We start from the raw sequence: 25,247 nt of genomic DNA on the forward strand, positions 1-25,247 counted from the left end.
TTAGGTCAGAAAGGTAAAAGTTCCGTGAGATTTACGCTACCGAGTCGTGGGATCGCCCGGTGCCGCCCGGGCGCTGCGCCTCAGTGGCGTCCGGAGCCGGAGGTGCTGGGCTCTCCCTGCCGTTGGTAGACGCGCGCGAGCATGCGGTCCTGGGTCTGGGCGATGCGCTGCAGCTTGGAGATCGCGGAGGGGTGCAGGCGCAGCATGCAGTCCGTCCAGATCTGGCCGAGATGCTCGAGTTCCTCGCGCAGATCGCCGGCCCGGCGGTTGAAGGCCGAGAACAGCGCCGTCTTGGCGGCATGCATCGGTAGCGAGTCGGCAGCGTATTTGCGGATCCAGTCCTCGCCCGTGCCGGTCGGCACGACAGCTTCGAGACCGCCGGCTGCCATGAACTCCTCTGCGCTCATTTCTTCGGCCGAAAGTAGCATCCGTTCCGCGGCGCGCGCGCCCATGCGGCGCGACAGGATCGCCACCGCGGTGATCGGAAAATGGTTGAACTTGATCTCGGGGTAGACGAACGAGGCCTGCTCTTCGGCGATCATGATGTTGCATGAGCGCGGCGCGTCGATCCCGCCGCCGATCGCCTTGGCGTGGATCGTCGACAGCGTCACCACGAGCCCGTTCAGGCCGCTTGCGTTGCGGACGGCTCCTTCGATCGACAGGCGGGCATATTCCTGCAGCGCGGCCCGGTCGTTCTTGGCCAGGCAGTCGAGATAGAAGTCGAGATCTCCGCCGAGCGTGAAGAACGGGCCGGTGCCACGGAAGGCAAGGAAGCGCACGGGCGCGGAGTGGTAATCCTCCGGTGCGCTCCAGAGATCCATGATCGCCTGCTGCACCTTACCCAGACTGTCGAGCAACTGCAGCGTGAAGACCGGCTTCAGCTCCGGTTTGATCGTGACCCAGAGCGTCCTGATCTCCGGCTCATAGGCGAGCTGCACCTCCGGCAGGAAGCCGGCGCTGTGGCGGATCGCCTCGATCACCTCCTTGCCTGTCAGTCCCCGAGCCGGCGCGCCGCCGATCGCCGGTGCATAGCTCTGGAACATCCCGCTCTCCTCGTCTCTCGACCCGCCGGAAAGGTACGTGAAGTTAATAATCTGTAAACGCAAACTCCCGGAAATGGTTAATTCCATTAGGATTTGTGAGCCTTCTAAGCAGTTCGGCACGCTCTGCGCCGACGCGTCGGCGCCCCAAAACTCGACGGGTTCCTGCGGTTTGCCGGCTCACGCAATGGTTGTGCCGAGGTTGCGGTCGATAGCGGTGCATGTGCCCGGAAGAGAAGAAACCGGCGGTGCCAGGGGAGCTGACGGGCGATTTCGCCGCCGCTCGACCTGCATTCAGAGAAGGAAGCCGCGGTCGGAAGGCTTGCCGCCCCGTCGCCGGCGCCTGCGGCTGTCTCGCGTCTGTGCCGGTTTGGTCGCAGTTGTGCCGCAATCGGCCTGCCAAAAGGTTTGCAGAGCGGTTGGCGCTTCTCCTGCGCCGGCTGTCTTGTCCGCAGGCGCCCGAGCGGCTAACCATTCCAGCGCCCGACGCCTCGCTGCGGCGGGACATTTCCGACGAGCTGACGACTTGAGCCGCCAGACCGAAGCCGACGAGCAGAAAAGGGCGCGCCTTGCTGCCGCCCTGCGCGAGAACCTGAAACGCCGCAAGGCGCAGGCGCGCGCGCGGCGGACGGCCGAGACGGAAGCGACAGACGACACGCCGCCCGCCCAGGCCGAAACCTCCCGGTCCTGACCTAATTCCCTTCCGCCGGCGCTCCCACGCCGGCCGCGCCAGCAGGACGAGCCAGATGGACCGTATCCGCATCACCGGCGGCCAGCGCCTTGACGGCGTCATCCCGATCTCGGGCGCCAAGAACGCGGCGCTGCCGCTGATGATCGCCAGCTTGCTGACCGACGAGACGCTGACGCTCGCCAATGTGCCGCGTCTCTCGGACGTCAGCGCGCTCTCGCGCATCCTCTCCAATCACGGCGTCGATCGCTCGATCGCCGGCAAGCGTGCCGGCCAGACCTCGGAGACCGGCCAGACCTTCGCGTTGACCGCCCGCCAGATTGTCGACACCTGCGCGCCCTACGAACTGGTCTCGACCATGCGCGCCAGCTTCTGGGTGATCGCGCCGATCCTGGCCCGGATGGGCGAGGCCAAGGTCTCGCTGCCCGGCGGCTGCGCCATCGGCACGCGCCCGGTCGATCTCCTGCTGATGGCGCTGGAGCGCCTCGGCGCCAAGATCGACATCGAGAACGGCTATGCTTTGGCGCGGGCTCCGAAGGGCCTTAAGGGTGGCGATATCGTCTTTCCGAAGGTCACGGTCGGCGGCACCCACACCGCCTTGATGGCGGCGGTCCTCGCCGACGGCGTCACCACCATCGAGAACGCCGCGCGCGAGCCCGAAGTCGTCGACCTTGCCGACTGCCTCAACAAGATGGGCGCGAAGATCGAAGGCGCCGGCACCTCGACCATCACCATTCGCGGCGTCGGCCGCCTCGGCGGCACGCATCATGCCGTGCTGCCCGACCGGATCGAGACCGGCACCTATGCCATGGCGGTGGCGATGACCGGCGGCGACGTCCTGCTCGAAGGCGCTCGTGCCGACCTGCTCCAGTCAGCGCTCGACGTGATGTCCGAGGCCGGCGTCGAGGTTTCGACCAGCAATGAAGGCGTCCGGATCCGCCGCAATGGCGCGGCGCTCGAGCCGGTCGACGTCACCACCGACCCGTTTCCTGGCTTCCCGACCGATCTTCAGGCGCAGCTCATGGCGCTGATGACACGGGCCAATGGCACCTCGCGCATCCGCGAGACGATCTTCGAGAACCGCTTCATGCATGTGCAGGAGCTCGCCCGGCTCGGCGCGAAGATCAGGCTCGACGGCGACGCCGCCTATGTCGACGGTGTCGAGAAGCTGACCGGCGCCCCGGTGATGGCGACGGACCTGCGCGCCTCGGTCTCGCTGGTGATCGGCGGGCTCGTGGCCGAGGGCGATACCATGATCAACCGCGTCTACCATCTCGATCGCGGTTTCGAGGCACTTGAGGCCAAGCTCGGCCGCTGCGGCGCCCAGATCGAACGCATCAGCGGTTGACGCCGGCAGGCGTCCCGGCCAGATAGGGCGCATGTCCGATCCTGTCGCCGAGCCGCTGAAGCTGATCGCCCTCGACGCCGAGGATCTCGCGGTCGTCTCGGCGCATCTCCAGGACGCGGTGGTGCGCAAGGGTGACATCGCCTGGCTCCCGGCCGAGCAGCGTTTCGCGCTCGCCTTGCGCCGCTTCGACTGGGAGGGCGCGGAGCGCGGCCAGAAGCGCCGTCGCCTCGCGGCGCTGCATTTCGAGCGCGTCACCAGCGCCCGCAGCGTCAAGATCGAGCCCGGCGCCCAGGATGCGGTCCTCAGCCTGCTCGCGGTGACCTTCGCCGAGGCGCAGAGCCCGGCCGGGGAGGTCACCTTGCATTTCTCCGACGGGGCCGCGATCCGGCTCGGCGTCGAATGCATCGAGGCCCAGATGAAGGATCTCGGACCGATCTGGGAGGCCGCGGCCACCCCGACCCATCCCGATCAGGGCTGAACTCCTCTTCCGTTCAGGACTTTCCATGCCGATCAGGCTTGATGCACGTGATGCCGGTTTCGAGCAGGCCTTTGCCGCCCTGCTGGCGACCAAGCGCGAGGTCTCGGAGGACGTCGACCAGGTCGCGGCCTCGATCATCGCCGAGGTGCGGGCGCGCGGCGACGAGGCGCTGCTCGATTACACCAGCCGCTTCGACCGGCTCGACCTGACGCCGGCGACCCTGCGCGTCACCGAGGCCGAGATCGACGCGGCCGTCGCGGCCTGCACGCGTGCGCAGCTTTCGGCGCTCGAGACGGCGCGCTCGCGCATCGAGGCCTATCATCTGCGCCAGAAGCCCGCCGATTCCTGGTCTCGCGATGCGCTTGGCGTCGAGAGCGGCTGGCGCTGGAGCGCGATCGAGGCCGTCGGCCTCTATGTCCCCGGCGGCACGGCGAGCTACCCGTCCTCGGTGCTGATGAACGCGGTGCCGGCCAAGGTCGCCGGCGTCGAGCGTCTCGTCATGGTCGCCCCGACCCCGCGCGGGCAGAGCAATCCTCTGGTGCTGGCGGCGGCACGGCTCGCCGGCATCGACGAAATCTACCGCATCGGCGGGGCCCAGGCGGTCGCCGCGCTCGCCTATGGCACGGCGACCATCGCGCCGGTCGCCAAGATCGTGGGGCCCGGCAACGCCTATGTCGCGGCGGCCAAGCGCCGTGTCTTCGGGACGGTCGGCATCGACATGATCGCTGGTCCCTCCGAGGTTCTGGTCCTCGCCGACGCCGGCGCAAATCCCGACTGGATCGCGGCCGATCTGCTGGCGCAGGCGGAACACGACACCGCTTCGCAGTCGATCCTGATCACCGACGATGCTGCGCTCGCCGGCGAAGTCGAGTGTGCGGTCGCAAGCCAGCTCAAGACGCTTCCGCGGGCCGAGATCGCAGGAGCGAGCTGGGCCGATTTCGGCGCCGTCATCCTTGTCGAGACGCTGGACGCCGCGGTCCCGCTGGTCGACCGGCTGGCGCCCGAGCACCTTGAGATCGTCACTGCCGATCCCGAGCGCCTCGCCAAACGCATCCGCAATGCCGGCGCGATCTTCCTCGGCGGCCATACGCCGGAGGCTATCGGCGACTATGTCGGCGGCTCCAACCACGTCCTGCCGACGGCGCGTTCGGCCCGTTTCTCTTCCGGGCTCGGCGTGCCCGACTTCATGAAGCGGACCTCGCTGCTGAAATGCGATGCCGGTGCCTTGCGGGCGCTCGCGGGCGCGGCAGTCGAACTCGCCGAGGCCGAGGGCTTGCAGGCCCATGGCCGTTCCGTGACGATCAGGCTGAACTGAGGCGCCGATCGCGATTCCGCACCTTCGGCGCCGGCAGGGGAGGGCACATGTCCGAAACCAACCGCCTGGTCGGCGTCACGCTCGATGAAGCTTCGCTCGGGCGCGGCACGCCGGATCAGGAGCATGAACGCGCCATTGCCATCTACGATCTGATCGAGCGCAACCATTTCGCCCTGCCTGAGTTCGATGGCGGGCCCTATGCGGTTCATCTGGCGCTGGTCGAGCGCCGCCTCGCCTTCGAGGTCCGGGACGCCGGCGGCACCGCTCTCGTCACCCACCATCTCTCCCTGACGCCGCTGAAGCGGCTGATCAAGGACTATGAGATGGTCTGCGAGAGCTATTATGCCGCGATCAGGACTGCGACCCCGGCCCAGATCGAGGCGATCGACATGGGCCGGCGCGGCCTGCACGACGAGGCGGGGGCAATCCTGGTCGAGCGTCTGGCAGGCAAGGTCAAGCTCGACCGCGAGACGGCGCGGCGCCTCTTCACCCTGATCTACGCGCTGCACTGGAAGGGCTGAACGCTTGGAGCCGGCCTCCCGCAAGCTCCAGAGCGTGCTGTTCATGTGCGCGCTGAACGCAGTCCGCTCACCGATGGCGGAGGCGATGGCCAAACACTTCTTCGGCAAGTCGATCTATGTCCAGTCGGCCGGCGCGAAGAAGGGCGAGACCGACCCGTTCGCGCTCGCCGTTCTCGATGAAATCGGCATCGACGCCCGCAAGCACAGGCCGAAATCGATCGAGGAACTGGAGGAGTGGGAGGGGCTCAACTTCGACCTCATCGTCACGCTGTCGCCGGAGGCGCATCACAAGGCGCTCGACCTGACCCGCACCACTGCCGCCGAGGTCGAGTACTGGCCGACGGCCGATCCCTCCGCGGTGCAGGGCTCGCGCGAGCAGGTGCTCGATGCCTATCGCGACGTCCGCGACGGACTGATGCGCAGGATCAAGGCGCGGCTGAGAGGGTGAAGCTGGAAGCCGGAGGCGGTGTCATCCCTGTGCCGTCTCGTGACGAGCAGGAAACGCAACGTTTCGAGCGGCTAGTTACGGTTAACGGCCGGCTAAAGCAGTGAAGTGCGCTTGTTTCATGGAAAATTAAGCGGGCAGCCTCAAGCCAAGCGTTCGAACTCCGTGCCTAGCTACGCCGAAAGCCCACGACGATATGCGGCAAAGCCTTATCCCCTCACACACGCGATCCGAGGGGCGTGCCCGTCTGCGTGACGGTTCGGCGATCGCAGCGCTCATCATCTCCTCCGGCCTCATTGCACTGACCGGCCTCCCCGGGCGGAACGACGCGCGCGCCGAGGAATTGGCGGCGGTGTTCCCGCCTTGGACCAGCAGCTCCGAGGCCGCGGCGAGCAGTCTCGCCGCTGGCATGCGCGTCCTGCGCAGCGGGGCGTTACCCTTCGTGATGATCGTCGCGGCGGGCGAGGACGAAGCCGCCAGGCCTGCCGGGGCCTTGCTGCTGCTGCGGCTCGAGGGCCTGGCCGGCTGTCTTTCCGGCGGAGGCGCCGCATGATTCTGACCCTGCCCGGCCTGCGCGACCTGACGGCGCGTGGCCTGATCGGCCTTGCCTTCCTCCATGTGCCGATCCTGGCCGCCACGGCGTCGATCCTGGGCAATCCCGCCTTTGCTCCCGCTGCCGGCGCCTTCGTGCTGGCTGCGGCGGCCTTCCTGGCCTATCGCGCGCGCGGCGCAACGACAGCGACCCAGCTTATGATCGCGACGGCCCTCATCGGGCAGGTCTCGATCTTCGTCGCGAGCTTCGCCGGCCATCCCTGGCAGCCCGACAGCCACATGTACTACTTCGCTGTGCTGGCTTTGCTGGCCGGTTTCTGCGACTGGCGGCCGATCGTCATGGGTGCGGCGCTCACCGCAGCGCACCACCTCGTCCTGCAATACGTCCTGCCCGCTGCCGTGTTCTATCAAGGCGGTAGTCTGGCCCGCGTGCTGCTGCACGCCGTCATCGTCGTGGTCGAGACCACCTTCCTGACCGCTATCGCGGTGATCACGGCCCGCATCCTCGCCGAGAACGACGCCAATCTGCGCCGGGCCGAGGAGCTCGTCATGCGTGAGCGCCGCGCCAGCGAGCTCGAGAAGAAGAATGTCGAAGAGGTCGGCGCGCGCTCACAGGCGATCCGCGAGATCGTCGGTGGCTTCCACCGCGAGATGGAGCACGCCATGGCCGTGCTCGACCGGGCGGCAGAGGCCATGCAGACGAATGCCCGCGACCTGACGGGGGCTTCAGAGCAGGCGCGTCAGCAGAGCAGCGCAGTCGCCCATTCTTCCGGCGAGACGACACGCAGTATCGATCAGACCGCCGCGGCGGCCCAGGAGCTCGCCAGTTCGATCGCCGAGATCGGCCGCAGCGTCACGCATTCCGCCGACAGCTCGAAAGCGGCCGCAGCGCTTGCCCGCGCCGCGAGCGCCGAGATCGAGGCCCTGGCCCGGACCAGCGAAAGCGTCGGAGCGGTTGTCGAGATCATCCGTGGCGTCGCGGCGCAGACCAGCATGCTCGCGCTCAACGCGACGATCGAGGCGGCCCGCGCCGGCGCCATGGGCAAGGGCTTCGCCGTCGTTGCCAGCGAGGTCAAGACGCTCTCGACCCAGACCGCCAACGCCACCGAGGAGGTGGCGCGCTCGATCGGCGCCATCCAGACCGCCTCCCAGCGCTCGCTGAAGTCGATCCGTGCGATCGTCTCGGCGATCGGCGAGGTCGAGACCGTCTCGATCTCGATCGCGCATGCGGTCGAGGAGCAGAACCGCGCCACGAACGAGATCGCCCATGAGGTGCAGATCTCTTCGGACGGGGCCAATCGCAGCGCCGAGGCGCTCGGCGGCTTCCGGGCGGTGACGGCCCGCACGCATGACGCCGCGGAGGAGCTGCAGCAGTCCTCGGATGAGCTGGCGCAGCAGGCTTCGAAGATCCGCCGCGAGGTCGCCGAGTTCTGCGAGAAGGTAGCCGCCGCCTGAAAAGGCCTGCCTACCAGCTCCGCCCCGGACCGACGGCGCCGATGTCGAGCCAGGTTGCGAGCTTCGCTGCGATGTCGGCGAAGCTCTCGCGGCGACCGATCGGCCCGGCGGCGACGTCCGGTCCGAAAGCCAGGATCGGGACATGCTCGCGGGTATGGTCGGTCCCCGGCCAGCTCGGATCATTGCCATGGTCGGCGGTGATGACAGCGAGGTCGCCCGGCCTCAGTCGCGCCTCCAGCGCAGGCAAGGCGCGATCGAACGCCTCCAGAGCCGCCGCATAGCCGGGAATGTCGCGGCGATGGCCGTACTCGGTGTCGAAATCGACGAGATTGACGAAGCAGAAGCCGCCATCGGGGAGCGTCTCGATCGCTTCGAGCGCGGCTGCGAACATCGCAGCATTGCCGAAGGGCTTGATCTCTCGGCCTGTGTGGCGATGGGCGAAAATATCGCCGATCTTGCCAACGGTTACGGTCGCACGGCCATGCCGGGCCAGCCGGTCCAAAATGGTCTCGTCCGGCGGCGGGATGGAAAAGTCCTTGCGGTTGCCGGTGCGGGTGAAACCGGTCTCGGGCGAGCCGATGAAAGGCCGTGCGATGACACGGCCGATCCTGAGCGGGTCGACCAGGAGGCGGACCTTCTTGCAGAGGTCGTAGAGCCGCTCCAGCCCGAAATGCTCTTCATGCGCCGCGATCTGCAGCACCGAGTCGACCGAGGTGTAGCAGATTGGCTTGCCGGTCCGGATGTGCTCCTCGGCAAGTTCGTCGATCACCGCGGTGCCCGAGGCATGCTTGTTGCCGAGGATGCCAGGCAGGGAGCCGTCGCGGATGATGGCGGCGACGAGTTCCCCCGGAAAGGAGTTCTCCAGCGCGGTGAAGTAGCCCCATTTGAACGGGACGGGGCAGCCGGCGATCTCCCAGTGGCCGGACGGAGTGTCCTTGCCCTGGCTGACCTCGACGCCGTAGCCGTGCTGGCCCTGGGGCGCTTCCGGCCGCACAACGCCGGCGAGCGGCTTGCCGGTCGAGGCCTCGCAGGCATGGCTGAGCCCGAGCCGCGCGAGATTGGGGATCGCGAGCGGCCCGCTGCGGAGCCCCTTCCGGTCGCCGCGGCCATCGGCGCAGGCCTCGGCGATATGGCCGAGCGTATCGGCGCCTGTATCGCCGTAGGCGGCGGCATCCTCTGCCCCGCCACAGCCGACGGAGTCGAGTACGATCAGGATGGCGCGCGTCATCGTCAGTCCCGCACCGCGGCCGCTTCGGCCGGCTCGAGGTTGAGGGCGGCGGCGAGCAGCGCCTTCGTGTAGGTCTCGCGCGGTCGGGAGAAGACCTCCTCGGCCTGCCCTTCCTCGACGACCTTGCCGTTCTGCATCACCAGCACCCGGTGCGACAGCGCCCGGACCACTTTCAGGTCGTGGCTGATGAAGAGATAGCCGAGCTTGCGCCGCGTCTGCAGCTCACGCAGCAACTCGACGATCTGGGCCTGAACCGACATGTCGAGCGCCGAGGTCGGCTCGTCGAGCACGACGAATTTCGGGTCGAGCGCCATGGCGCGGGCGATCGCGATGCGCTGGCGCTGGCCGCCGGAGAATTCGTGCGGATAGCGGTCCATGGCGGCGGGGTCGAGCCCGACATCGGCGAGCGCCTGCGCCACGATCTCGCGCTGGCGCTGATAGCTCAGGTCCTTCTGCTGCACGGTCAGGCCCTCGGCGACGATCTCGGCCACCGACATGCGTGGCGAAAGCGAGCCATAAGGGTCCTGGAAAACCACCTGCAGATCCCGGCGCTTCGGCCGGACGGCTGCGGCCTTGAGCCCGTCGATCCTGTCGCCGAGGAACAGGATCGGCCCTTCCGACGAGATCAGCCTGAGGATGGCGAGGCCGAGCGTCGTCTTGCCGGAGCCGGACTCGCCGACGACGCCGAGCGTCTCGCCCTCGCGGACTTTCACCGAGATGCCATCGACAGCCTTCACATGGCCGGTCACGCGCCGCAGCAGGCCGCTCTTGATCGGGAACCAGACCTTGATCGGCCCGGCTTCGAGCAGTGTCGCGGCGCCCTCCGCCACCGGCTCCGGCCGGCCCTTGGGCTCTGCCGCCAGCAGCCGCCGCGTATACTCGTGCTGCGGCTGGTCGAAGATCTCCGAGACCGGGCCCTGCTCGACGATCTTGCCTTTCAGCATCACGCAGACCCGGTCGGCGATGCGCCTGACGATGCCGAGGTCATGGGTGATGAACAGGACGGCCATGCCGAGCCTCTCCTGCAATTCCTTGAGCAGGGTCAGGATCTGGGCCTGGACGGTGACGTCGAGCGCCGTGGTCGGCTCGTCGGCGATCAATAGGTCGGGCTCGTTGGCGAGCGCCATCGCAATCATCACGCGCTGGCGCTGGCCGCCGGAGAGCTGGTGCGGATAGGCGTCGAGCCGGCTTTCGGCGTCCCGGATCCCGACGAGGCTGAGCAGTTGGAGCGTGCGGGCGCGGGCCTTCTCGCCGCGCAGCCCCTTGTGCAGCTCGAGGATCTCGCCGATCTGCCGCGCGATCGTGTGCAGCGGGTTGAGCGAGGTCATCGGCTCCTGGAACACCATGGTGATGTCGTTGCCGCGCACCTTGCGCATCGCGTCCTCATCGGCGGCGATCAGGTCCTGCCCGGCGAACAGCACCTTGCCGGAGGGATGATGCGCTGCCGGGTAGTTCAGCAGCTTCAGGATCGACAGAGCCGAAACCGACTTGCCCGAGCCGGATTCGCCGACCAGCGCCAGCGTCTCGCCCCTGGCGATCTGGAAGGAGACCTTGTCGACGGCGAGCGTCTCCTGCCCGCCCTGGCGGAAGGCGACGGAGAGATCCTGGACGGAGAGGAGGGGAGCGGTCACGCGAAGGTCTTCCTCGGGTCGAAGGCGTCACGGACCGCTTCGCCGATGAAGATCAGCAGCGACAGCATCATGGCGATCACCACGAAGCCGGCGAGGCCGAGCCAGGGCGCCTGCAGGTTCGCTTTTCCCTGCGCCAGGAGCTCGCCGAGCGAGGGCGAGCCGGGCGGCAGGCCGAAGCCGAGGAAGTCGAGCGAGGTCAGGGTGGTGATCGAGCCGTTCAGGATGAAGGGCAGGAAGGTCAGGGTTGCGACCATGGCGTTGGGCAGGAGGTGCTTGACCATGATGGCGCGGTCGGTGAGCCCGAGCGCCCGTGCGGCCCGGACATACTCGAAATTGCGGGCCCGCAGGAATTCGGCCCTGACCACGCCGACCAGCGCCACCCAGGAGAACAGCAGCAGGATGCCGAGCAGCACGAAGAAGCTCGGCGTGATGATCGCCGCGACGATGATCAGGAGGTAGAGCGCCGGGATCGAGGTCCAGATTTCGATGACGCGCTGGAAGATCAGGTCGGTCCAGCCGCCGAAGTAGCCCTGGATCGCGCCTGCGGCGATGCCGATTACCGAGGAGATCGAGGCGAGAATCAGGCCGAACAGGATCGAGATCCGGAAGCCGTAGATCAGCCTGGCGACGACGTCGCGGCCCTGGTCGTCGGTGCCGAGCCAGTTCCATTCGAGGTCGCGGCAGGTCGAGCCGCCCGTGCGCTCGGCGATCGGGCGGCACTGCTCGTCCTTCAGCATCCAGGTCGGCGGGGCAGGGGCCGGCACCGGCAGGTCGAGATTATGCGTCCGGTAGGAGTAGCGGATCGCCGGCCAGAGCGCCCAGCCATGGGCCGCGATCTCCTTGGCGATGACCGGGTCGCGATAATCGGTGGTGGCGAGGAAGCCGCCGAACTTCTCCTCGGGATAGTTCACCACGACCGGGAACAGCGTCTCGCCCTTGTAGCGGACGATCAGCGGCCGGTCGTTGGCGATGAACTCGGCGAACAGCGAGAGCGCGAACAGGGTCAGGAAGATCCAGAGCGACCACCAGCCGCGCTTGTTGGCCTTGAAATTGTTGAGCCGGCGCCGGTTGATCGGCGAGAGCTTGAGCCAGCCCTGCTGCGCGGCGGCCGGGGCGCTTGCCGGGGCGGCGCTGCGCAGGGCAGGCGGTGGAGCGTCGAGCAGCGTGTCGCCCATCTCAGGCCTCCCGCGATTCGAAGTCGATGCGCGGGTCGACCCAGGCGTAGGTCAAATCGGTGATCAGGTGCACGACGAGGCCGATCAGCGAGAAGATATAGAGATTGGCGAAGACCACGGGGTAGTCGCGGTTGACGATCGCCTCGAAGGAGAGGAGCCCGAGCCCGTCGAGCGAGAAGATCGTCTCGATCAGGAGTGAGCCGGCGAAGAGCGCGTGCACGAAGGCGCCGGGGAAGCCGGCGATGACGATCAGCATGGCGTTGCGGAAGACATGACCGTAGAGCACGCTGCGCTCCGACAGACCCTTCATCCGGGCGGTCAGGACGTATTGCTTCCTGATTTCGTCGAGGAAGGAGTTCTTGGTCAGGAGCGTCGAGGTCGCGAAGGCCCCGAGCGCCATCGCAGTCACCGGCAGGGCGATGTGCCAGAGATAGTCGAGCACCTTTTCGAGCGGGCCGAGCTGCGCCCAGTTCTCCGAGGTCAGGCCGCGCAGCGGGAATATCTGCCAGAAGGAGCCGCCGGCGAAGAGCACGATCAGCAGGATCGCGAACAGGAAGCCGGGAATCGCGTAGCCGACGATCACCACCGCGCTGGTCCAGGTGTCGAAGCGCGAGCCGTCCTTGACGGCCTTGCGGATGCCGAGCGGGATCGAGATCGCATAGGAGAGCAGCGTCATCCACAGCCCGAGCGTGATCGAGACCGGCAGCTTCTCCTTGATCAGCTGCAGCACCGGCGCATCGCGGAAATAGCTGCGGCCGAAATCGAAGGTCGCATAGTCCTTGAGCATCTTCAGGAAGCGTTCATGCGCCGGCTTGTCGAAGCCGAACTGCTTCTCCAGCTCCTTGATGAAAGCCGGGTCGAGCCCCTGCGCGCCGCGATAGGCCGAACTCGCGTCCATCGACTGCGCCCCGGCGTCGCCGCCGGCGCCGCCGCCGACCCGATCGGCCGCGCCGCCGCTGTTCGGGTTCTGCAATTGCGAGATCACGCGCTCCACCGGGCCGCCCGGTGCGAACTGCACGATGACGAAGGAGATCAGCAGGATGCCGAACAAGGTCGGCACCATCAGCGCCAAGCGCCGGGCGATGTAAGCCAGCATCAGCCCTTCCCGATCCGCTTCGCCTTTTCGGGATCATACCACCAGATCGCAGGGGCTCCGGAGGAGTATTTCGGCTTGGTCTGCGGCCGGTCGTACATGTCCCAATAGGCCAGCCACTCGCTGGCGTTCCACCACATCGGGATCCAGTAGCGTCCGGCCCGCAGCAGCCGGTCGAGGCACTTGGCCGCGACGACGACCTTGGCGTAGCTGTCGGCTTGGCCGATGCTATCGAGCATCGCGTCGATCGCCGGGCTCGAAATGCCACCGACATTGCGCGAGCCGCGCGTCTTGGCCGCCTCCGAGCCGTAGACGACGCGCAGCGAGTCGCTGGGTATCGCGCTGCCACTCATCGCCCGGCTGATGACGTCGAAGTCGAACTCGTCGAGCCGGCGCTGATACTGCGCGCCGTCGACGATACGCGACGTCGCATTGATGCCGAGCCGCTTGAGATTGGCCTGGAAAGGCTGGGTGTGCGGCTGCAGCGACGGCGTCGAATCGAGAAACTCGATCTCGAAGGGCTGGCCGTTCGGCAATTTCAGCACGTTGCCGTCGCGCTTGCAGCCGGCGGCGCGCAGCATCTCGTCGGCGCGGCGCAGCAGGTTGCGGTCGCTGCCGGAGCCGTCCGAGACCGGCGGCAGGAAGGGCTCGCCGAATACCTCGTCCGGAACCTTGCCGCGGAAGGGCTCGAGCAAGGCGAGCTCCTCCGGAGAGGGCATGCCCACTGCCTTCGAGTCCGAATTCTCGAAATAGGAGGTCGCCCGCGAGAAGGACGAGAACATGATGTTCTTGTTGGTCCACTCGAAATCGAAGGCGAGGCCGAGCGCCTCGCGAATGCGCGGATCGGCGAATTTCTCGCGCCTGAGATTGTAGATCCAGCCCTGCGAGCCGATCGGCTCGGTCTTCGGCAGGGCTTCCTTCTTGACCTTGCCTTCCTTGATCGCCGGGAAATCGTAGCCCGTCGCCCAGATCCGCGAGGTGAACTCCTCCTGGAAGGTGATCACGCCACTCTTGAACGCCTCGAAGGCGACCTGCCGGTCGCGGAAATACTCCCAGCGCACCCGGTCGAAATTGTTCGTGCCGACATTCACCGGCAGATCCTTGGCCCAGTAGTCGGGCACCCGGTCGAACTCGATGAAGCGGCCCTGCTCGAAGCGCCCGACCTTGTAGGCGCCGGAACCGAGCGGCGGCTCCAGCGTCGAGGCCTCGAAGTTGCGGGTCGACCAATACTTCTCCGAGAACACCGGCAGGCCGGCGACGATCAGGTGCAGGTCGCGGCTGCGCTTTGGCGAGAGCTTGACGACGACGAAGCCGTTGCCCTCGGCGGTGGCCGATTCCATCTCGTTCAGGATCAGCCGGTAGCTCGGATGGCCCTTGGTCTTGAGGATGTTAAGGCTGAAGGCGACGTCGCTGGCGGTGACCTGCGAGCTATCGTGGAATTTCGCCTCGGGCCGCATGCGGAAGCGGTAGGCCAGCTTGTCCGGGGAGACCGCGACGCTTTTCGCCAGCAGGCCGTAGAGCGAGCCGGGCTCGTCGCCGGAGCCGGCCATCAGGCTGTCGAAGCAGGCATCCATGCCGGCTGCGCCATCGCCCTGCAATACATAGGTGTTGAGGGTGTTGAAGGTGTCGAAGCCCTGATTGCCGCCGGCCCGCTTGATCTGGACGGTGATCGAGCCCCCCTTGGGCGCTTGCGGATTGACATAAGCGAAGTGCGGGAAGTCGGGCGGCAGCGCGAGTTCGCCGAAGGTCGAGAGGCCATGGACTTCTGCCTCCTGCGCGAGAGCGAGCCCCCCCGGCAGGCTCGCGGCTCCGACCAGGGCGCCACCGGCCTCCAGCAGCCTGCGACGAGTGATCCGCACAGCCATTCCGTCCCCCTTGCGATTCGTGCCCTGATTATCCCGTTGGAGCGGGCCAAGGCCAGCGCCATGCGCATAGACCGGCATGGTGACGGCATTTGGATGGCGACCACAAGCAAAAGCCGGGCTTTCGGCCCGGCTCGCAAAGTCGCATCAGTGCAAGGGTTGCCGCCGGATCAGGGCTTCGGCAACGGCTTCGGCGCGTCAGCCAGCGTGTTGAGATAGGCCACGACATCGGCGCGGGTGTCGGGCTTGCCGAGGCCGGCGAAGGCCATGGTGGTACCCGGCATGTAGGCCTTCGGGTTCTTCAGGAAGCCGTCGAGCTGTTCGGCTTCCCACTTCTCGGACGCCTTGCCCTTCATCGCGGCCGAATAGCCGAAGCCCTCGACCGAGCCCTTGGCGCGGCCATAGACGTCGAACAGATGCGGGCCGACCTTGTTGGCGCCGCCCTTCTCGAAGGTGTGGCAGGCCTTGCAGGCGCCGACGGCCTTCTCGCCCTTGGCCGGGTCGGCCTTGGCGAGGCGCACCGCGATCGGCTCGTCGGCCACAGCCGCCGGGGCCGCACCGCCGCCGGCAGCGGCCGGCTCCAGGCTCGGCAGGTCGAAGCCGGGGATGGCCGGCTTCTTCGGGGCGAAGACGATGCCGGCGCCCATGTTGAGGGCCATTACGACGAGCAGCGTCGAGAGGCCCGCGCCGGCGATCTTGTTCAGTTCGATATTCATCGTCTCGGGACTCCCGGCCTCGCCGCGCGCGAAGCAAGATAGCGCTCTGGCCGGAGGCTCGCGCACTCCGGCACTCGAAGGCTGCTTAACCGCTTTGCGCGCTGCATTGCAACTCGTATAAGCACGCTCCGCTTTGAGACCATTTGACGCTTCCGCCGAGCAAGCCCGCCACGATGCCAAATCCGCTGATCCTGATCCCCGCCCGCATGCAGGCGACGCGCCTTCCGGGCAAGCCGCTCGCTGACATCCTCGGCGAGCCGATGATCGTCCGCGTCTGGCGCCGGGCGGTGGAATCGGGCGTGGGCGAAGTCGTGGTCGCGACCGACGAGGCCCGCATCGTCGAGGCGATCGAGCAGGCCGGCGGCAGGGCGGTGATGACCAGCCCGGCGCACCAGACCGGCTCCGACCGCATCAAGGAAGCCGCCGACATCGTCGATCCCGAGCGCCGGCACGACATCATCGTCAACGTTCAGGGCGATTTCCCGACGCTGGCGCCGACCGCGATCGCCGCGGCTGTGGAGCCGCTCGCCGATCCCGCCGTCGACATCGCGACGCTGGCCGGCGAGATCACCGACGAGGAAGAGAAGACCGCGCCGAGCGTCGTCAAGCTGATCGGCAGCGAGATTTCGCCCGGCCGCATGCGCGCGCTCTATTTCACCCGGGCGACGGCGCCCTATGGCGATGGGCCGCTCTACCACCATGTCGGCCTTTACGCCTATCGCCGCGCCGCGCTCGACCGCTTCGTCTCGCTGCCGCAATCGCCACTTGAGCTGCGCGAGAAGCTCGAGCAGCTGCGGGCCCTCGAGGACGGCATGCGCATCGACGCCATGATCATCGATCACGTCCCGCGCGGCGTCGACACTCCCCCTGACCTGGACCGCGCCCGCGCGTTCCTGACCCCCCGCGCCGGAGCCTGAAGACCATGTCTGTCGTCGTATCCTATCAGGGCGAGCCCGGCGCCTTCTCGTCGCAGGCCGCCTTGCAGGCCTTCCCCGATTGCGAGCTCCTGCCGTGCCCGACCTTCGAGGATGCGCTCGCGGCCGTCTCCGAGGGCAAGGCGCGCTATGGCATGATCCCGATCGACAATTCGATCGCCGGCCGCGTCGCCGACATTCATCATCTGCTGCCTCGCTCGGGCCTGCACATCATCGGCGAGCATTTCCTGCCGATCCGCTTCCATCTGATGGCGGTCGAGGGCGCGACGCTCGCGACCCTGAAGACGGTGCAGAGCCATATCCATGCGCTCGGCCAGTGCCGCAAGATCATCCGCAAGCTCGGCCTCAAGGCCGAGGTCGCGGCCGATACGGCAGGTTCGGCCAGGCAGGTCGCGGAAGCCGGCGATCTCACCCGCGCCGCGATCGCGCCGCACATCGCGGCCGATGTCTACGGCCTCAACATCCTGATGGAGGATATCGAGGACGAGAAGCACAACACCACCCGCTTCGTGATCCTCTCGAAATATCCGGAATTCGCCCGCCATGGTTCGGGAAAGACGGTGACGACGCTGATCTGGCAGGTCCGGAACATCCCCGCCGCGCTCTACAAGGCGCTCGGCGGCTTCGCCACTAACGGCATCAACATGACCAAGCTGGAGAGCTACATGGTCGACGGCCAATTCGCCGCGACGATGTTCTACAGCGATGTCGAGGGCCATCCCGACGATCCCGAGCTGAAGCGTGCCCTGGACGAGCTCTCCTATTTCTCGAAAGAGATGAAGATCCTCGGCGTCTATCCGGCCCATCCCTTCCGCGACACCTTCCCGGAAGCCGGCGAGTAGCGCCGCCGACTGCCGATACGGCAGGCCGGGATACGAAACCAGGGGGCAGGTGCTTGCGCCGCCCCCTGGGTCATAGCCTACGGCTTGCTGCAGGAGGCAGGCCATGGCGAAAAAGGCGCGGGCGCAGAGCGCCCCAGTGAAAGAATGGCTCGCGGCGAATGAATGCGCCCGGCGCATCGGCATCACGGTGCGGGCGCTGCGCGTCTATGAGCAGCGCGGGCTGATCCGGCCGCGGCGCACGGAGAAGGGCTGGCGTCTCTATGGCGCCGACGAGATCGCCCGCCTCCACGAAGTTCTCGCTCTCAAGCGGCTCGGCCTGAGCCTCGCCAGCATCGTCGCGCTGCTGCAAGGCAAGGCCATCGACCTCGACCGAACGCTGACATTGCAGTCCGCGGCGCTCTCCGAGCAGCGCGCCAGGGCGGAGCGCGGGCTGGCCCTCGTCGAGGCCGCCCGGTCGACACTCGCCGCCGGCCGCACGCTTTCCATCGAAGATCTCATCAAGCTGGCGAAGGAGGCCAATATGCCGGAGCTGACACAAGACAGCGTCGCTAGGCGCCGCTACGAGCAGGCGAGACCGCGCACGCCGATCAAGCTCGATCCTTCCCTGTTCGAGCGCCATGTCGGCCATTACCGGCTGCCCTCGGGCACGATCATCACGATCACGAGACGCGGCGACAGCCTGTTCGCCCAGCTCACCGGGCAGCCGGCGCTCGAATTGTTCGCGGAGGCGGAGGGCGCATTCTTCCTGAAGGCGGTGCCGGCGCAGATCAGTTTCGCGGCATCGAAGGGGGCGTCGTCGCAGAGCCTCACCTTGCATCAGGGTGGCTTCGACACTCTCGCCCTGCGCGTGCCGGCTGAGGAGGCCGCGGCACTGGAGGCCGCGGTCGCTGCGCGCATCCGCAACAGGACACCGCAGCCGGGAAGCGCCGCGGTGCTGCATGCGATCATCGTCGAGCAGCAGAAGGGGCGTATAGGCGAGGAGCGGATGAGCCCAGAGCTTGCCATCGTCGTCGGCGAGCAGTTCCCGATGCTGCAGGAGGAACTCGACGCCAAGGGCGACCTGCGGCAGCTGGTCTTCAAGGGCGTCGGGCCGGATGCGGCCGACGTCTACGAAGCCCAGTTCGCCAATGGCAGGCTGGACTGTGGCATCTTCCTGGCCGATGACGGCAAGGCCCATATGCTCTGGTTGACGCCCTCGCTCTGACGGTAACGCCCGTGGCCGTCAGGCCCCGGCCGTCGGCGTCTCGCCGTCGATCGCCCAGGCCTTGAGGATCGTGCTGGCGATCGCGATGTGCTGCGGGCAGGTCAGGCCGTCCGGATGCCGCCCGTCGATCATCAGCAGCGCTTCCTCGCGGCTGAACCAGCGACCGTCCTCGAGCTCGGTGCCGTCGAGCACGATGTCGTCGTTCAGCGCCTCGGCGATGCAGCCGATCATCAGCGAGCTCGGGAAAGGCCAGGGCTGCGAGGCGATGTAGCGCACCGCCCCGGTGCGCAGCCCCGCTTCTTCCCAGGTCTCGCGGCGCACCGCATCCTCGAGCGTCTCGCCGGGTTCGAGGAAGCCGGCGATGCAGGAATACATCTTCGGTGCGAAGCGGGCCTGACGGGCGAGCAGGCACTTGTCGCCGCGCACCGCCAGCATGATCACGACCGGGTCGGTGCGCGGAAAATGCAGCGCGCCACATTGCGCGCATTCGCGGCGCCAACCGCCGCTGACCATCAGCGCCGGGCCGCCGCAATTGGCGCAGAAACGATGCCTCGAATGCCAGTCGAGGATCGCCTTCGCCTCGCCGAGCGGGCCGACTTCCTCGGCAGGCACGAGGCGCTTCAGCGCGACGCTGCGCAGATCGGTGACGACGAGGTCGTCGCGCTCGCGCAGCGCCTCGGTGAGCTGGCGCTCGATCAGCCGCCCGAAGCAGGCTTGCCCCTCCGGATGGATCCCGAGGAAGACCTCGTCGAGCGCCTTGCCGACGCCGTCGGCCTGCGCCTCGTCGAACCAGATCGTCAGGTCCTCGGGCCCGATTCGCCGCAGGATCGGCGTCTCGCCGGCGACGACGGCATGGCGCGTGCCCGGGCTCGCGCGATAGCGCGCGACCGCATCGGGCTGGTCGCGCTGGTCGCCGCGTCGGTCGAGCGGATTGGTGGCGAAGCCGGTGAGGGCGGAGCGTTCGCGGGGGCGGGAGGCGTCGTTCATGCCTCCCGTCCTAGCGCGCTTTCGGTTCGACCGGAACGGCCGAATACGAAGAATTCGTATGCGCGCAAATGATCCTCCGGTGCGCCGTTACTTCCCCTCGCGGCCGCGCAGCAGATGGATGATGCCGGAGAAGTCTGTGCCGCCTTCGCCCCAGGCATTGTGGAGGGCGTAGAGCTGGGCCGCCGCGGCGCCGAGCGGCGTCGAGGCGCCGGCCGCCTGGGCCGCTTCCTGCGACAGCTTCAGGTCCTTCAGCATCAGCGCCGAGGCGAAGCCGGGTTTGTATTCGTTGTTCGCTGGCGAGGTCGGCACCGGGCCGGGCACCGGGCAGTAGGTGGTCAGCGACCAGCATTGGCCGGACGAGGTCGAGGCGACGTCGAACAGCGCCTGATGCGACAGGCCAAGCTTCTCGGCGAGCACGAAGGCCTCGGAGACGCCGATCATCGAAATGCCGAGGATCATGTTGTTGCAGATCTTCGCCGCCTGGCCGTTGCCGGCATCGCCGCAATGCACGACCCGCCGACCCATGGCCGAAAGGATCGGTTCGCCCTTGGCGAAAGCCTCGGCGCTGCCGCCGACCATGAAGGTCAGCGTTGCGCCCTTGGCGCCGCCGACGCCGCCGGAGACAGGCGCGTCGAGCGAAAGGCAGCCGCGCTCGGCCGCCAGCGCATGCGCCTTGCGGGCGCTCTCGACGTCGATGGTCGAGGAATCGATCACCAGCGCGCCCGGGTTCACCGCGGGGAGAATGTCGGCCCAGACGCCGAGCACATGCTTGCCGGCCGGCAGCATGGTGACGACGATCTCGGCCCCTGCGACCGCAACTTTCGCGGAGGCGGCGATGCCGACACCAAGCTCCGAGGCCGCGTCCTTGGAGGCCTGCGACAGGTCGAAGGCTTTGACCGTATGCCCCGCCTTGACGAGGTTGCCGGCCATCGGCCCGCCCATATTGCCGAGGCCGATGAAGGCGATCGTGGTCATGCTCGTTCTCTCCCTGCCTTTATTTCGGGTCGTCATCCCGGCCGAAGCGAAGCGGAGAGCCGGGATCCATGCCTGAACCGTTCCGGAATGGATCCCGGGTCGGACTATGTCCGCCCGGGATGCCCCGGCTTTGCTAGTTCCCCTTGGCCCGTCCGACCAGCGAACGCGCCACGATCATCCGCATCACCTCGTTGGTGCCTTCGAGGATCTGGTGGACCCTGAGGTCGCGAACGATCTTCTCGATGCCGTAATCGGCGAGATAGCCGTAGCCGCCATGGATCTGTAGCGCCTGGTTGGCGACCTCGAAACCGGTATCGGTCGCGACCCGCTTCGCCATGGCGCAGAGCTTCGTCGCATCCGGCGTCTTCTCGTCGAGCGCTGCCGCGGCGCGCCACAGGAAGGTCCGAGCGGCCTCCAGCTCGGTCGCCATGTCGGCGAGCTTGAACTGCAGCGCCTGGAAATCGGCAATGCGGGCGCCGAAGGCCTTGCGCTCCTGCGCGTAGCCGAGCGCCTTGTCGAGCGCGCCCTGTGCGCCGCCGATCGAGCAGGCGCCGATATTGAGCCGGCCGCCATCGAGTCCTGCCATGGCGATCTTGAAGCCGATGCCTTCGGGGCCGATCCGGTTCGCCACCGGCACGCGGCAGTTCTCGAAGATCACGGCGCGCGTCGGCTGGGCGTTCCAGCCCATCTTCTTCTCATTGGCGCCGAACGAGAGGCCGGGCGTGTCCTTCTCGACGACGATGGTCGAGATGCCCGACGGGCCGGCCTCGCCGGTGCGCACCATCACGACATAGATGTCGGAGACGCCGGCGCCGGAGATGAACTGCTTCTGGCCGTCGAGCACATAGTGATCGCCGTCGAGCACGGCCTTGGTCTTCAGCGCCGCAGCGTCCGAACCCGCGCCCGGTTCGGTGAGGCAATAGCTCGCCAGATGCTCCATGGTGCAAAGGCTCGGCAGGAATTTCCGCCGCTGCTCGTCCGAGCCGTAGCGATCGATCATCCAGGCGCACATGTTGTGGATCGAGATATAGGCCGCGACCGTCGGGCAGCCGGTCGAGAGCGCCTCGAAGATCACTGCCGCGTCGAGCCGCGACAGGCCGGAGCCGCCGACATCGTCGCGGATGTAGATGCCGCCCATGCCGAGCGCCGCGGCGGCGCGCATTTCCTCGACCGGGAAGTGCTTTTCCTCGTCCCAGCGCACAGCATGTGGCGCCAGGGTTTCGGTTGCGAAACCCTGGGCCATGTCGCGGATCGCGATCTGGTCTTCGGTGAGGGAGAACATGCCCTGGTCTCCTTCGCCGTCGGCCTCAGCCCATCGTCGGGATGACGAAGCTGGCGCCGTCCTTGATGCCCGAGGGCCAGCGCGCCGTCACCGTCTTGGTCTTGGTGTAGAAGCGGATCGAGTCCGGGCCGTGCTGGTTGAGGTCACCGAAGGAGGAGCGCTTCCAGCCGCCGAAGGTGTAGTAGGCCAGCGGAACCGGGATCGGCACGTTGATGCCGACCATGCCGACCTGGACCTTCGAGGCGAAGTCGCGGGCAGCGTCGCCGTCGCGGGTGTAGATCGCGGTGCCGTTGCCGTATTCGTGGTCGTTGGTCAGCTTCAGCGCCTCGTCATAGGTTTCGGCACGGACGACCGAGAGCACCGGGCCGAAGATCTCTTCCTTATAGATGCGCATGTCCTTGGTGACGTTGTCGAACAGGCAACCGCCGACATAGAAGCCGTTCTCATAGCCCTGCATCTTGAAGTCGCGGCCGTCGACGACGAGCTTGGCGCCTTCGCCGATGCCGACATCGACATAGGACTTGATCTTCTCCATCGCCGCCTTGGTGACGACCGGGCCGTAATCGGCCGAGGTGTCGGTCGAGGGGCCGATCTTCAGGCTCTCGACGCGCGGGATCAGGCGCTTGACCAGCTCGTCGGCGGTCGCCTTGCCGACCGGGACGGCGACCGAGATCGCCATGCAGCGCTCGCCGGCCGAGCCGTAGCCGGCGCCGATCAGCGCATCGACCGCCTGGTCCATGTCGGCGTCGGGCATGATGACCATGTGGTTCTTGGCGCCGCCGAAGCACTGCACGCGCTTACCATTGGCGCAGCCGCGAGCGTAGATGTACTCCGCGATCGGAGTCGAGCCGACGAAGCCGACGGCCTTGATGTCATGGTCGTCGAGGATGGCGTCGACCGCCTCCTTGTCGCCGTTGACGACATTGAGGATGCCGGGAGGGCCGCCCGCCTCGACGAAGAGTTCGGCGAGGCGCATCGGCACGCCGGGATCGCGCTCCGAAGGCTTCAGGATGAAGGCGTTGCCGCAGGCGATGGCGGGACCGAGCTTCCAGAGCGGGATCATCGCCGGGAAGTTGAACGGGGTGATGCCGGCGACGACGCCGAGCGGCTGGCGCAGCGAATAGATGTCGATGCCCGGGCCGGCGCCGTCGGTGAACTCGCCCTTCATCAGATTGGGCACGCCGAGCGAGAACTCGACGACCTCGACGCCGCGCTGGATGTCGCCCTTGGCGTCGGGGATGGTCTTGCCGTGCTCGCGGGCGAGCAGTTCGGCAAGCTCGTCATTGTTCTGGGCGATCAGGTCGAGGAACTTCATCAGCACGCGGGCGCGGCGCTGCGGATTGACCGCTGCCCACTTCGGCTGCGCCTCCAGCGCGTTCTCAACCGCCGCGCGCAGCTCCTTCTGCGAGGCGAGCGCGACCTGGCCGATCACCGAGCCGTCCATCGGCTGATAGATGTCGGCCGTGCGGCCAGAAGTTCCCGCGACATGCTTGCCGCCGATAAAATGCCCGACCTGACGCATGGCGTCCTCCCGATTGTGCTGCGAAAGTTCTGCTTGCGCTTACCCCTACCATTATCGTTTGTGCACGACTATAGGGAGATTAAGTCGCCTGTCGTGCATAAAAGCAGATATGGAGGAAGCGTCATGGAACGGTTCGACTGGGACGATCTGCGCTTTTTCCTCGCAGTCGCCCGTTCCGGCCGCCTGACGGCGGCCGCCCGCCGGCTCGGCGCCGATCACGCCACGGTTTCGCGCCGCATCACCTCGCTGGAGGAATCGCTCAAGGCCAAATTGTTCGAGCGCCGGCCGCAGGGCTACGCGCTGACCGGCCATGGCGAGCAGCTGCTCGCCAAGGCCGAGAGCATGGAGACCGAAGCGCTCGCCATCCAGAGCGAGATCGGCGGCGCCGACATGGCGCTGTCCGGCACGGTGCGGATCGGCGCGCCCGACGGCTTCGGCGCTTCCTTCCTGGCGCCGCGCCTGGCGACCCTGGCCAAGGCCTATCCCGGGCTCGAACTGCAGCTGATCGCCATGCCGCGTCTGCTCTCGTTGTCGAAGCGTGAGGCCGATGTCGCGATCACGCTGGCGCCGCCCAAGGAGGGCAAGGTCGTGGCGCGCAAGCTCTGCGACTACCGGCTCGGCCTCTACGCCTCGCGCGAATACCTCGACTCGATGCCGCCGATCACGGCGCCGGAGGACCTCTTCGCCCACCGCATCGTCGGCTATATCGACGACCTGATCTTCACCCCCGAACTCGACTATCTCGACGAGATCGCCAAGGGGCTGCGGGCCCAGATCCAGAGTTCGAGCGTCATCGCCCAGATGAATGCGGTCGCCTCGGGCGCGGGCATCGGCGTGATCCACCATTTCATGGTGCCGTCCGAGCCACGGCTGGTGCCGGTGCTGCCGGAAAGCGTCTCGATCACCCGCTCCTTCTGGCTCCTCGTCCATGCCGACCTCAAGGAGGTTGCCCGGGTGCGCGCCATCGTCGATTTCATCGTGCGCGAGGCGAAGGCTTCGCGCAGCCTGCTGATGGGGGAGGCGAAGGCGGAGCAGCCGGCGCCGTAGGCGCCGCAGCCCCGGCCAGAGCTTCCGTCAGAACTGCATGGAGGCGCCGAGCACCGGCCCGTGCTGTGTGACCTTCCATAGGAAGCCGCCGTCGCGATAGTCCTGGTACAGCGCCCGGTAGCCGGCGCGCAGCATGGTCGGGCGGCCGAGCAGGGTGGTGCGGTAGCCGAGATGGGCCTGGGCGTTGTAGGTGATCCGCGAGCCGACGCCGAAGCCGCCGACATCCGCCTCGGCGAAGAGGTTCCAGCGTTCGTCGATATCGAGCGTCATGCGCGCGCCGACCAATGGATCGAGCCAGCTTTCGGTCTTGGAGAGCCCGATCCCGGCGACGCTGATGCTGCCAGTCATGCGCGTCCAGCGTACACCGGCGAGTGGATCGAGCGCGAAGATACGCGGCGTGCCATGGACGGTGTCGCCGCCGAGCGCAGCCTCGAAGAGGCGGTAACTGGCGCCCGCGGCCAGCATCGTGCTCTGCGATCCGACGCCGATATCGAGCCAGCGCAACCGCTCATGGCTTTCCACGTCGGTGTACTGGCCGTTGACGAAGAAGCCGAGCTTGCCGCGCTGGACCTCGACCGCGCCCATGATCCCGAATTTGAGATCCTTCACGGTGTCGCGGAAAGGCACGTCGACCGCGCGCTTGTGGTGGAACACAGCCGCGTCGCCGTTCAGGCTGGCTCCCCAGAGATAAGGCGAGACGGTTACGGTCCAGTCCGAGGCAGTGCTCGGCGGCGCTACTGTCTTGGGCGCAGCAGCGTCGGCGGCGCCGGCCGGCGCTGCAAAGGATAGCCAGGCTGTAAGGCCGATGGCCGCCGCGCCGACGAACTGCCCGAAGCGGGCATGCGAGAATCTGGATTTCATGATGCTTGGCCCCCCGGCCGGAATGCTGTGGCTTGGTCGGAAGCC

At 67.2% G+C, this 25,247-nt stretch carries 24 protein-coding genes; 12 read left to right on the forward strand and 12 right to left on the reverse strand.

From position 1 onward, the window contains the following. Positions 1-80 precede the first annotated feature (80 nt). Positions 81-1,043, reverse strand: coding sequence for an enoyl-CoA hydratase-related protein (locus DK26_RS01750; RefSeq protein WP_066467726.1), 963 nt, complete (start codon positions 1,041-1,043; stop codon positions 81-83). 523 nt (positions 1,044-1,566) lie between these two features. Between DK26_RS01750 and DK26_RS29255 the strand changes: the two genes are divergently transcribed. The 8 genes from DK26_RS29255 to DK26_RS01785 all read left to right on the forward strand — a co-directional run bounded on the left by DK26_RS29255 (position 1,567) and on the right by DK26_RS01785 (position 7,842). Then, complete coding sequence (locus DK26_RS29255) at positions 1,567-1,731, forward strand: hypothetical protein (RefSeq protein ID WP_184231603.1); 165 nt, start codon at positions 1,567-1,569, stop codon at positions 1,729-1,731. A gap of 55 nt (positions 1,732-1,786) precedes the next feature. After that, a complete protein-coding gene (gene murA, locus DK26_RS01755) occupies positions 1,787-3,076 on the forward strand; it encodes a UDP-N-acetylglucosamine 1-carboxyvinyltransferase (protein ID WP_066467727.1) in 1,290 nt (429 codons plus the stop codon). Between the two features lie 31 nt (positions 3,077-3,107). Continuing rightward, on the forward strand, positions 3,108-3,554 hold the full coding sequence (locus tag DK26_RS01760) for a DUF2948 family protein (protein WP_066467728.1): 447 nt from the start codon (positions 3,108-3,110) through the stop codon (positions 3,552-3,554). Between the two features lie 25 nt (positions 3,555-3,579). Beyond that, the gene (hisD, locus tag DK26_RS01765) at positions 3,580-4,869 is read left to right on the forward strand and encodes a histidinol dehydrogenase (protein WP_066467732.1); all 1,290 of its coding nucleotides are present in this window, start codon (positions 3,580-3,582) and stop codon (positions 4,867-4,869) included. 47 nt (positions 4,870-4,916) lie between these two features. After that, positions 4,917-5,390 (forward strand): UPF0262 family protein, encoded by a 474-nt coding sequence (locus DK26_RS01770; protein WP_066467734.1) that lies wholly within the window; start codon positions 4,917-4,919, stop codon positions 5,388-5,390. A gap of 43 nt (positions 5,391-5,433) precedes the next feature. Further along, entirely contained in the window at positions 5,434-5,838 is a 405-nt protein-coding gene (locus DK26_RS01775; protein ID WP_083532955.1) for an arsenate reductase ArsC, read from the forward strand. A gap of 193 nt (positions 5,839-6,031) precedes the next feature. Next, the gene (locus DK26_RS29260; RefSeq protein WP_066467738.1) at positions 6,032-6,388 is read left to right on the forward strand and encodes a hypothetical protein; all 357 of its coding nucleotides are present in this window, start codon (positions 6,032-6,034) and stop codon (positions 6,386-6,388) included. Beyond that, complete coding sequence (locus DK26_RS01785) at positions 6,385-7,842, forward strand: methyl-accepting chemotaxis protein (protein WP_066467740.1); 1,458 nt, start codon at positions 6,385-6,387, stop codon at positions 7,840-7,842. The genes DK26_RS29260 and DK26_RS01785 overlap by 4 nt, the downstream gene beginning before the upstream one ends. Before the next feature lie 10 nt (positions 7,843-7,852). Here DK26_RS01785 and DK26_RS01790 read toward each other — a convergent pair whose 3' ends face one another. The 6 genes from DK26_RS01790 to DK26_RS01815 all read right to left on the reverse strand — a co-directional run bounded on the left by DK26_RS01790 (position 7,853) and on the right by DK26_RS01815 (position 15,547). Next, on the reverse strand, positions 7,853-9,070 hold the full coding sequence (locus DK26_RS01790; RefSeq protein ID WP_066467742.1) for a phosphopentomutase: 1,218 nt from the start codon (positions 9,068-9,070) through the stop codon (positions 7,853-7,855). 2 nt (positions 9,071-9,072) lie between these two features. After that, positions 9,073-10,701: an ABC transporter ATP-binding protein gene (locus DK26_RS01795; RefSeq protein ID WP_066467744.1), complete on the reverse strand. Its 1,629-nt coding sequence runs from the start codon at positions 10,699-10,701 to the stop codon at positions 9,073-9,075. After that, a complete protein-coding gene (locus DK26_RS01800; protein ID WP_184231602.1) occupies positions 10,698-11,876 on the reverse strand; it encodes an ABC transporter permease in 1,179 nt (392 codons plus the stop codon). Before DK26_RS01800 ends, DK26_RS01795 begins: the two co-directional genes overlap by 4 nt. Before the next feature lies 1 nt (position 11,877). Further along, positions 11,878-12,972 carry a microcin C ABC transporter permease YejB gene (locus DK26_RS01805; RefSeq protein ID WP_066467745.1) on the reverse strand — a complete coding sequence of 365 codons (1,095 nt, stop codon included), beginning with the start codon at positions 12,970-12,972 and terminating at the stop codon, positions 11,878-11,880. After that, entirely contained in the window at positions 12,972-14,834 is a 1,863-nt protein-coding gene (locus DK26_RS01810) for an extracellular solute-binding protein (RefSeq protein ID WP_066467747.1), read from the reverse strand. The genes DK26_RS01805 and DK26_RS01810 overlap by 1 nt, the downstream gene beginning before the upstream one ends. A gap of 167 nt (positions 14,835-15,001) precedes the next feature. Further along, a complete protein-coding gene (locus DK26_RS01815) occupies positions 15,002-15,547 on the reverse strand; it encodes a cytochrome c family protein (protein ID WP_066467749.1) in 546 nt (181 codons plus the stop codon). Between the two features lie 173 nt (positions 15,548-15,720). Between DK26_RS01815 and DK26_RS01820 the strand changes: the two genes are divergently transcribed. The 3 genes from DK26_RS01820 (at position 15,721) to DK26_RS01830 (ending at position 18,528) form a co-directional block, all read left to right on the forward strand. After that, on the forward strand, positions 15,721-16,464 hold the full coding sequence (locus DK26_RS01820) for a 3-deoxy-manno-octulosonate cytidylyltransferase (RefSeq protein ID WP_066468708.1): 744 nt from the start codon (positions 15,721-15,723) through the stop codon (positions 16,462-16,464). A 5-nt stretch (positions 16,465-16,469) separates the two neighbouring features. Further along, on the forward strand, positions 16,470-17,324 hold the full coding sequence (locus DK26_RS01825; RefSeq protein WP_066467751.1) for a prephenate dehydratase: 855 nt from the start codon (positions 16,470-16,472) through the stop codon (positions 17,322-17,324). A gap of 103 nt (positions 17,325-17,427) precedes the next feature. Further along, complete coding sequence (locus DK26_RS01830; protein WP_066467752.1) at positions 17,428-18,528, forward strand: MerR family transcriptional regulator; 1,101 nt, start codon at positions 17,428-17,430, stop codon at positions 18,526-18,528. Between the two features lie 18 nt (positions 18,529-18,546). On the opposite strand, the gene nudC is transcribed toward DK26_RS01830, so the two are convergent. The 4 genes from nudC to DK26_RS01850 all read right to left on the reverse strand — a co-directional run bounded on the left by nudC (position 18,547) and on the right by DK26_RS01850 (position 23,294). Continuing rightward, complete coding sequence (gene nudC / locus DK26_RS01835; RefSeq protein WP_066467753.1) at positions 18,547-19,515, reverse strand: NAD(+) diphosphatase; 969 nt, start codon at positions 19,513-19,515, stop codon at positions 18,547-18,549. An 87-nt stretch (positions 19,516-19,602) separates the two neighbouring features. Then, a complete protein-coding gene (gene mmsB, locus DK26_RS01840) occupies positions 19,603-20,490 on the reverse strand; it encodes a 3-hydroxyisobutyrate dehydrogenase (protein ID WP_066467754.1) in 888 nt (295 codons plus the stop codon). Between the two features lie 133 nt (positions 20,491-20,623). Further along, positions 20,624-21,772, reverse strand: a complete 1,149-nt coding sequence (locus tag DK26_RS01845) for an isobutyryl-CoA dehydrogenase (protein WP_066467755.1) — start codon at positions 21,770-21,772, stop codon at positions 20,624-20,626. Between the two features lie 25 nt (positions 21,773-21,797). After that, positions 21,798-23,294, reverse strand: a complete 1,497-nt coding sequence (locus tag DK26_RS01850) for a CoA-acylating methylmalonate-semialdehyde dehydrogenase (protein ID WP_066467757.1) — start codon at positions 23,292-23,294, stop codon at positions 21,798-21,800. A gap of 123 nt (positions 23,295-23,417) precedes the next feature. Between DK26_RS01850 and DK26_RS01855 the strand changes: the two genes are divergently transcribed. Next, a complete protein-coding gene (locus tag DK26_RS01855) occupies positions 23,418-24,341 on the forward strand; it encodes a LysR family transcriptional regulator (RefSeq protein WP_066467760.1) in 924 nt (307 codons plus the stop codon). Between the two features lie 27 nt (positions 24,342-24,368). On the opposite strand, the gene DK26_RS01860 is transcribed toward DK26_RS01855, so the two are convergent. After that, the gene (locus tag DK26_RS01860; protein WP_066467762.1) at positions 24,369-25,202 is read right to left on the reverse strand and encodes a hypothetical protein; all 834 of its coding nucleotides are present in this window, start codon (positions 25,200-25,202) and stop codon (positions 24,369-24,371) included. Between the last annotated feature and the right edge of the window lie 45 nt (positions 25,203-25,247).

It is taken from the genome of Allobosea sp. WAO (assembly GCF_001509835.1).
In the GTDB taxonomy this organism is placed as follows: Bacteria; Pseudomonadota; Alphaproteobacteria; order Rhizobiales; family Beijerinckiaceae; genus Allobosea.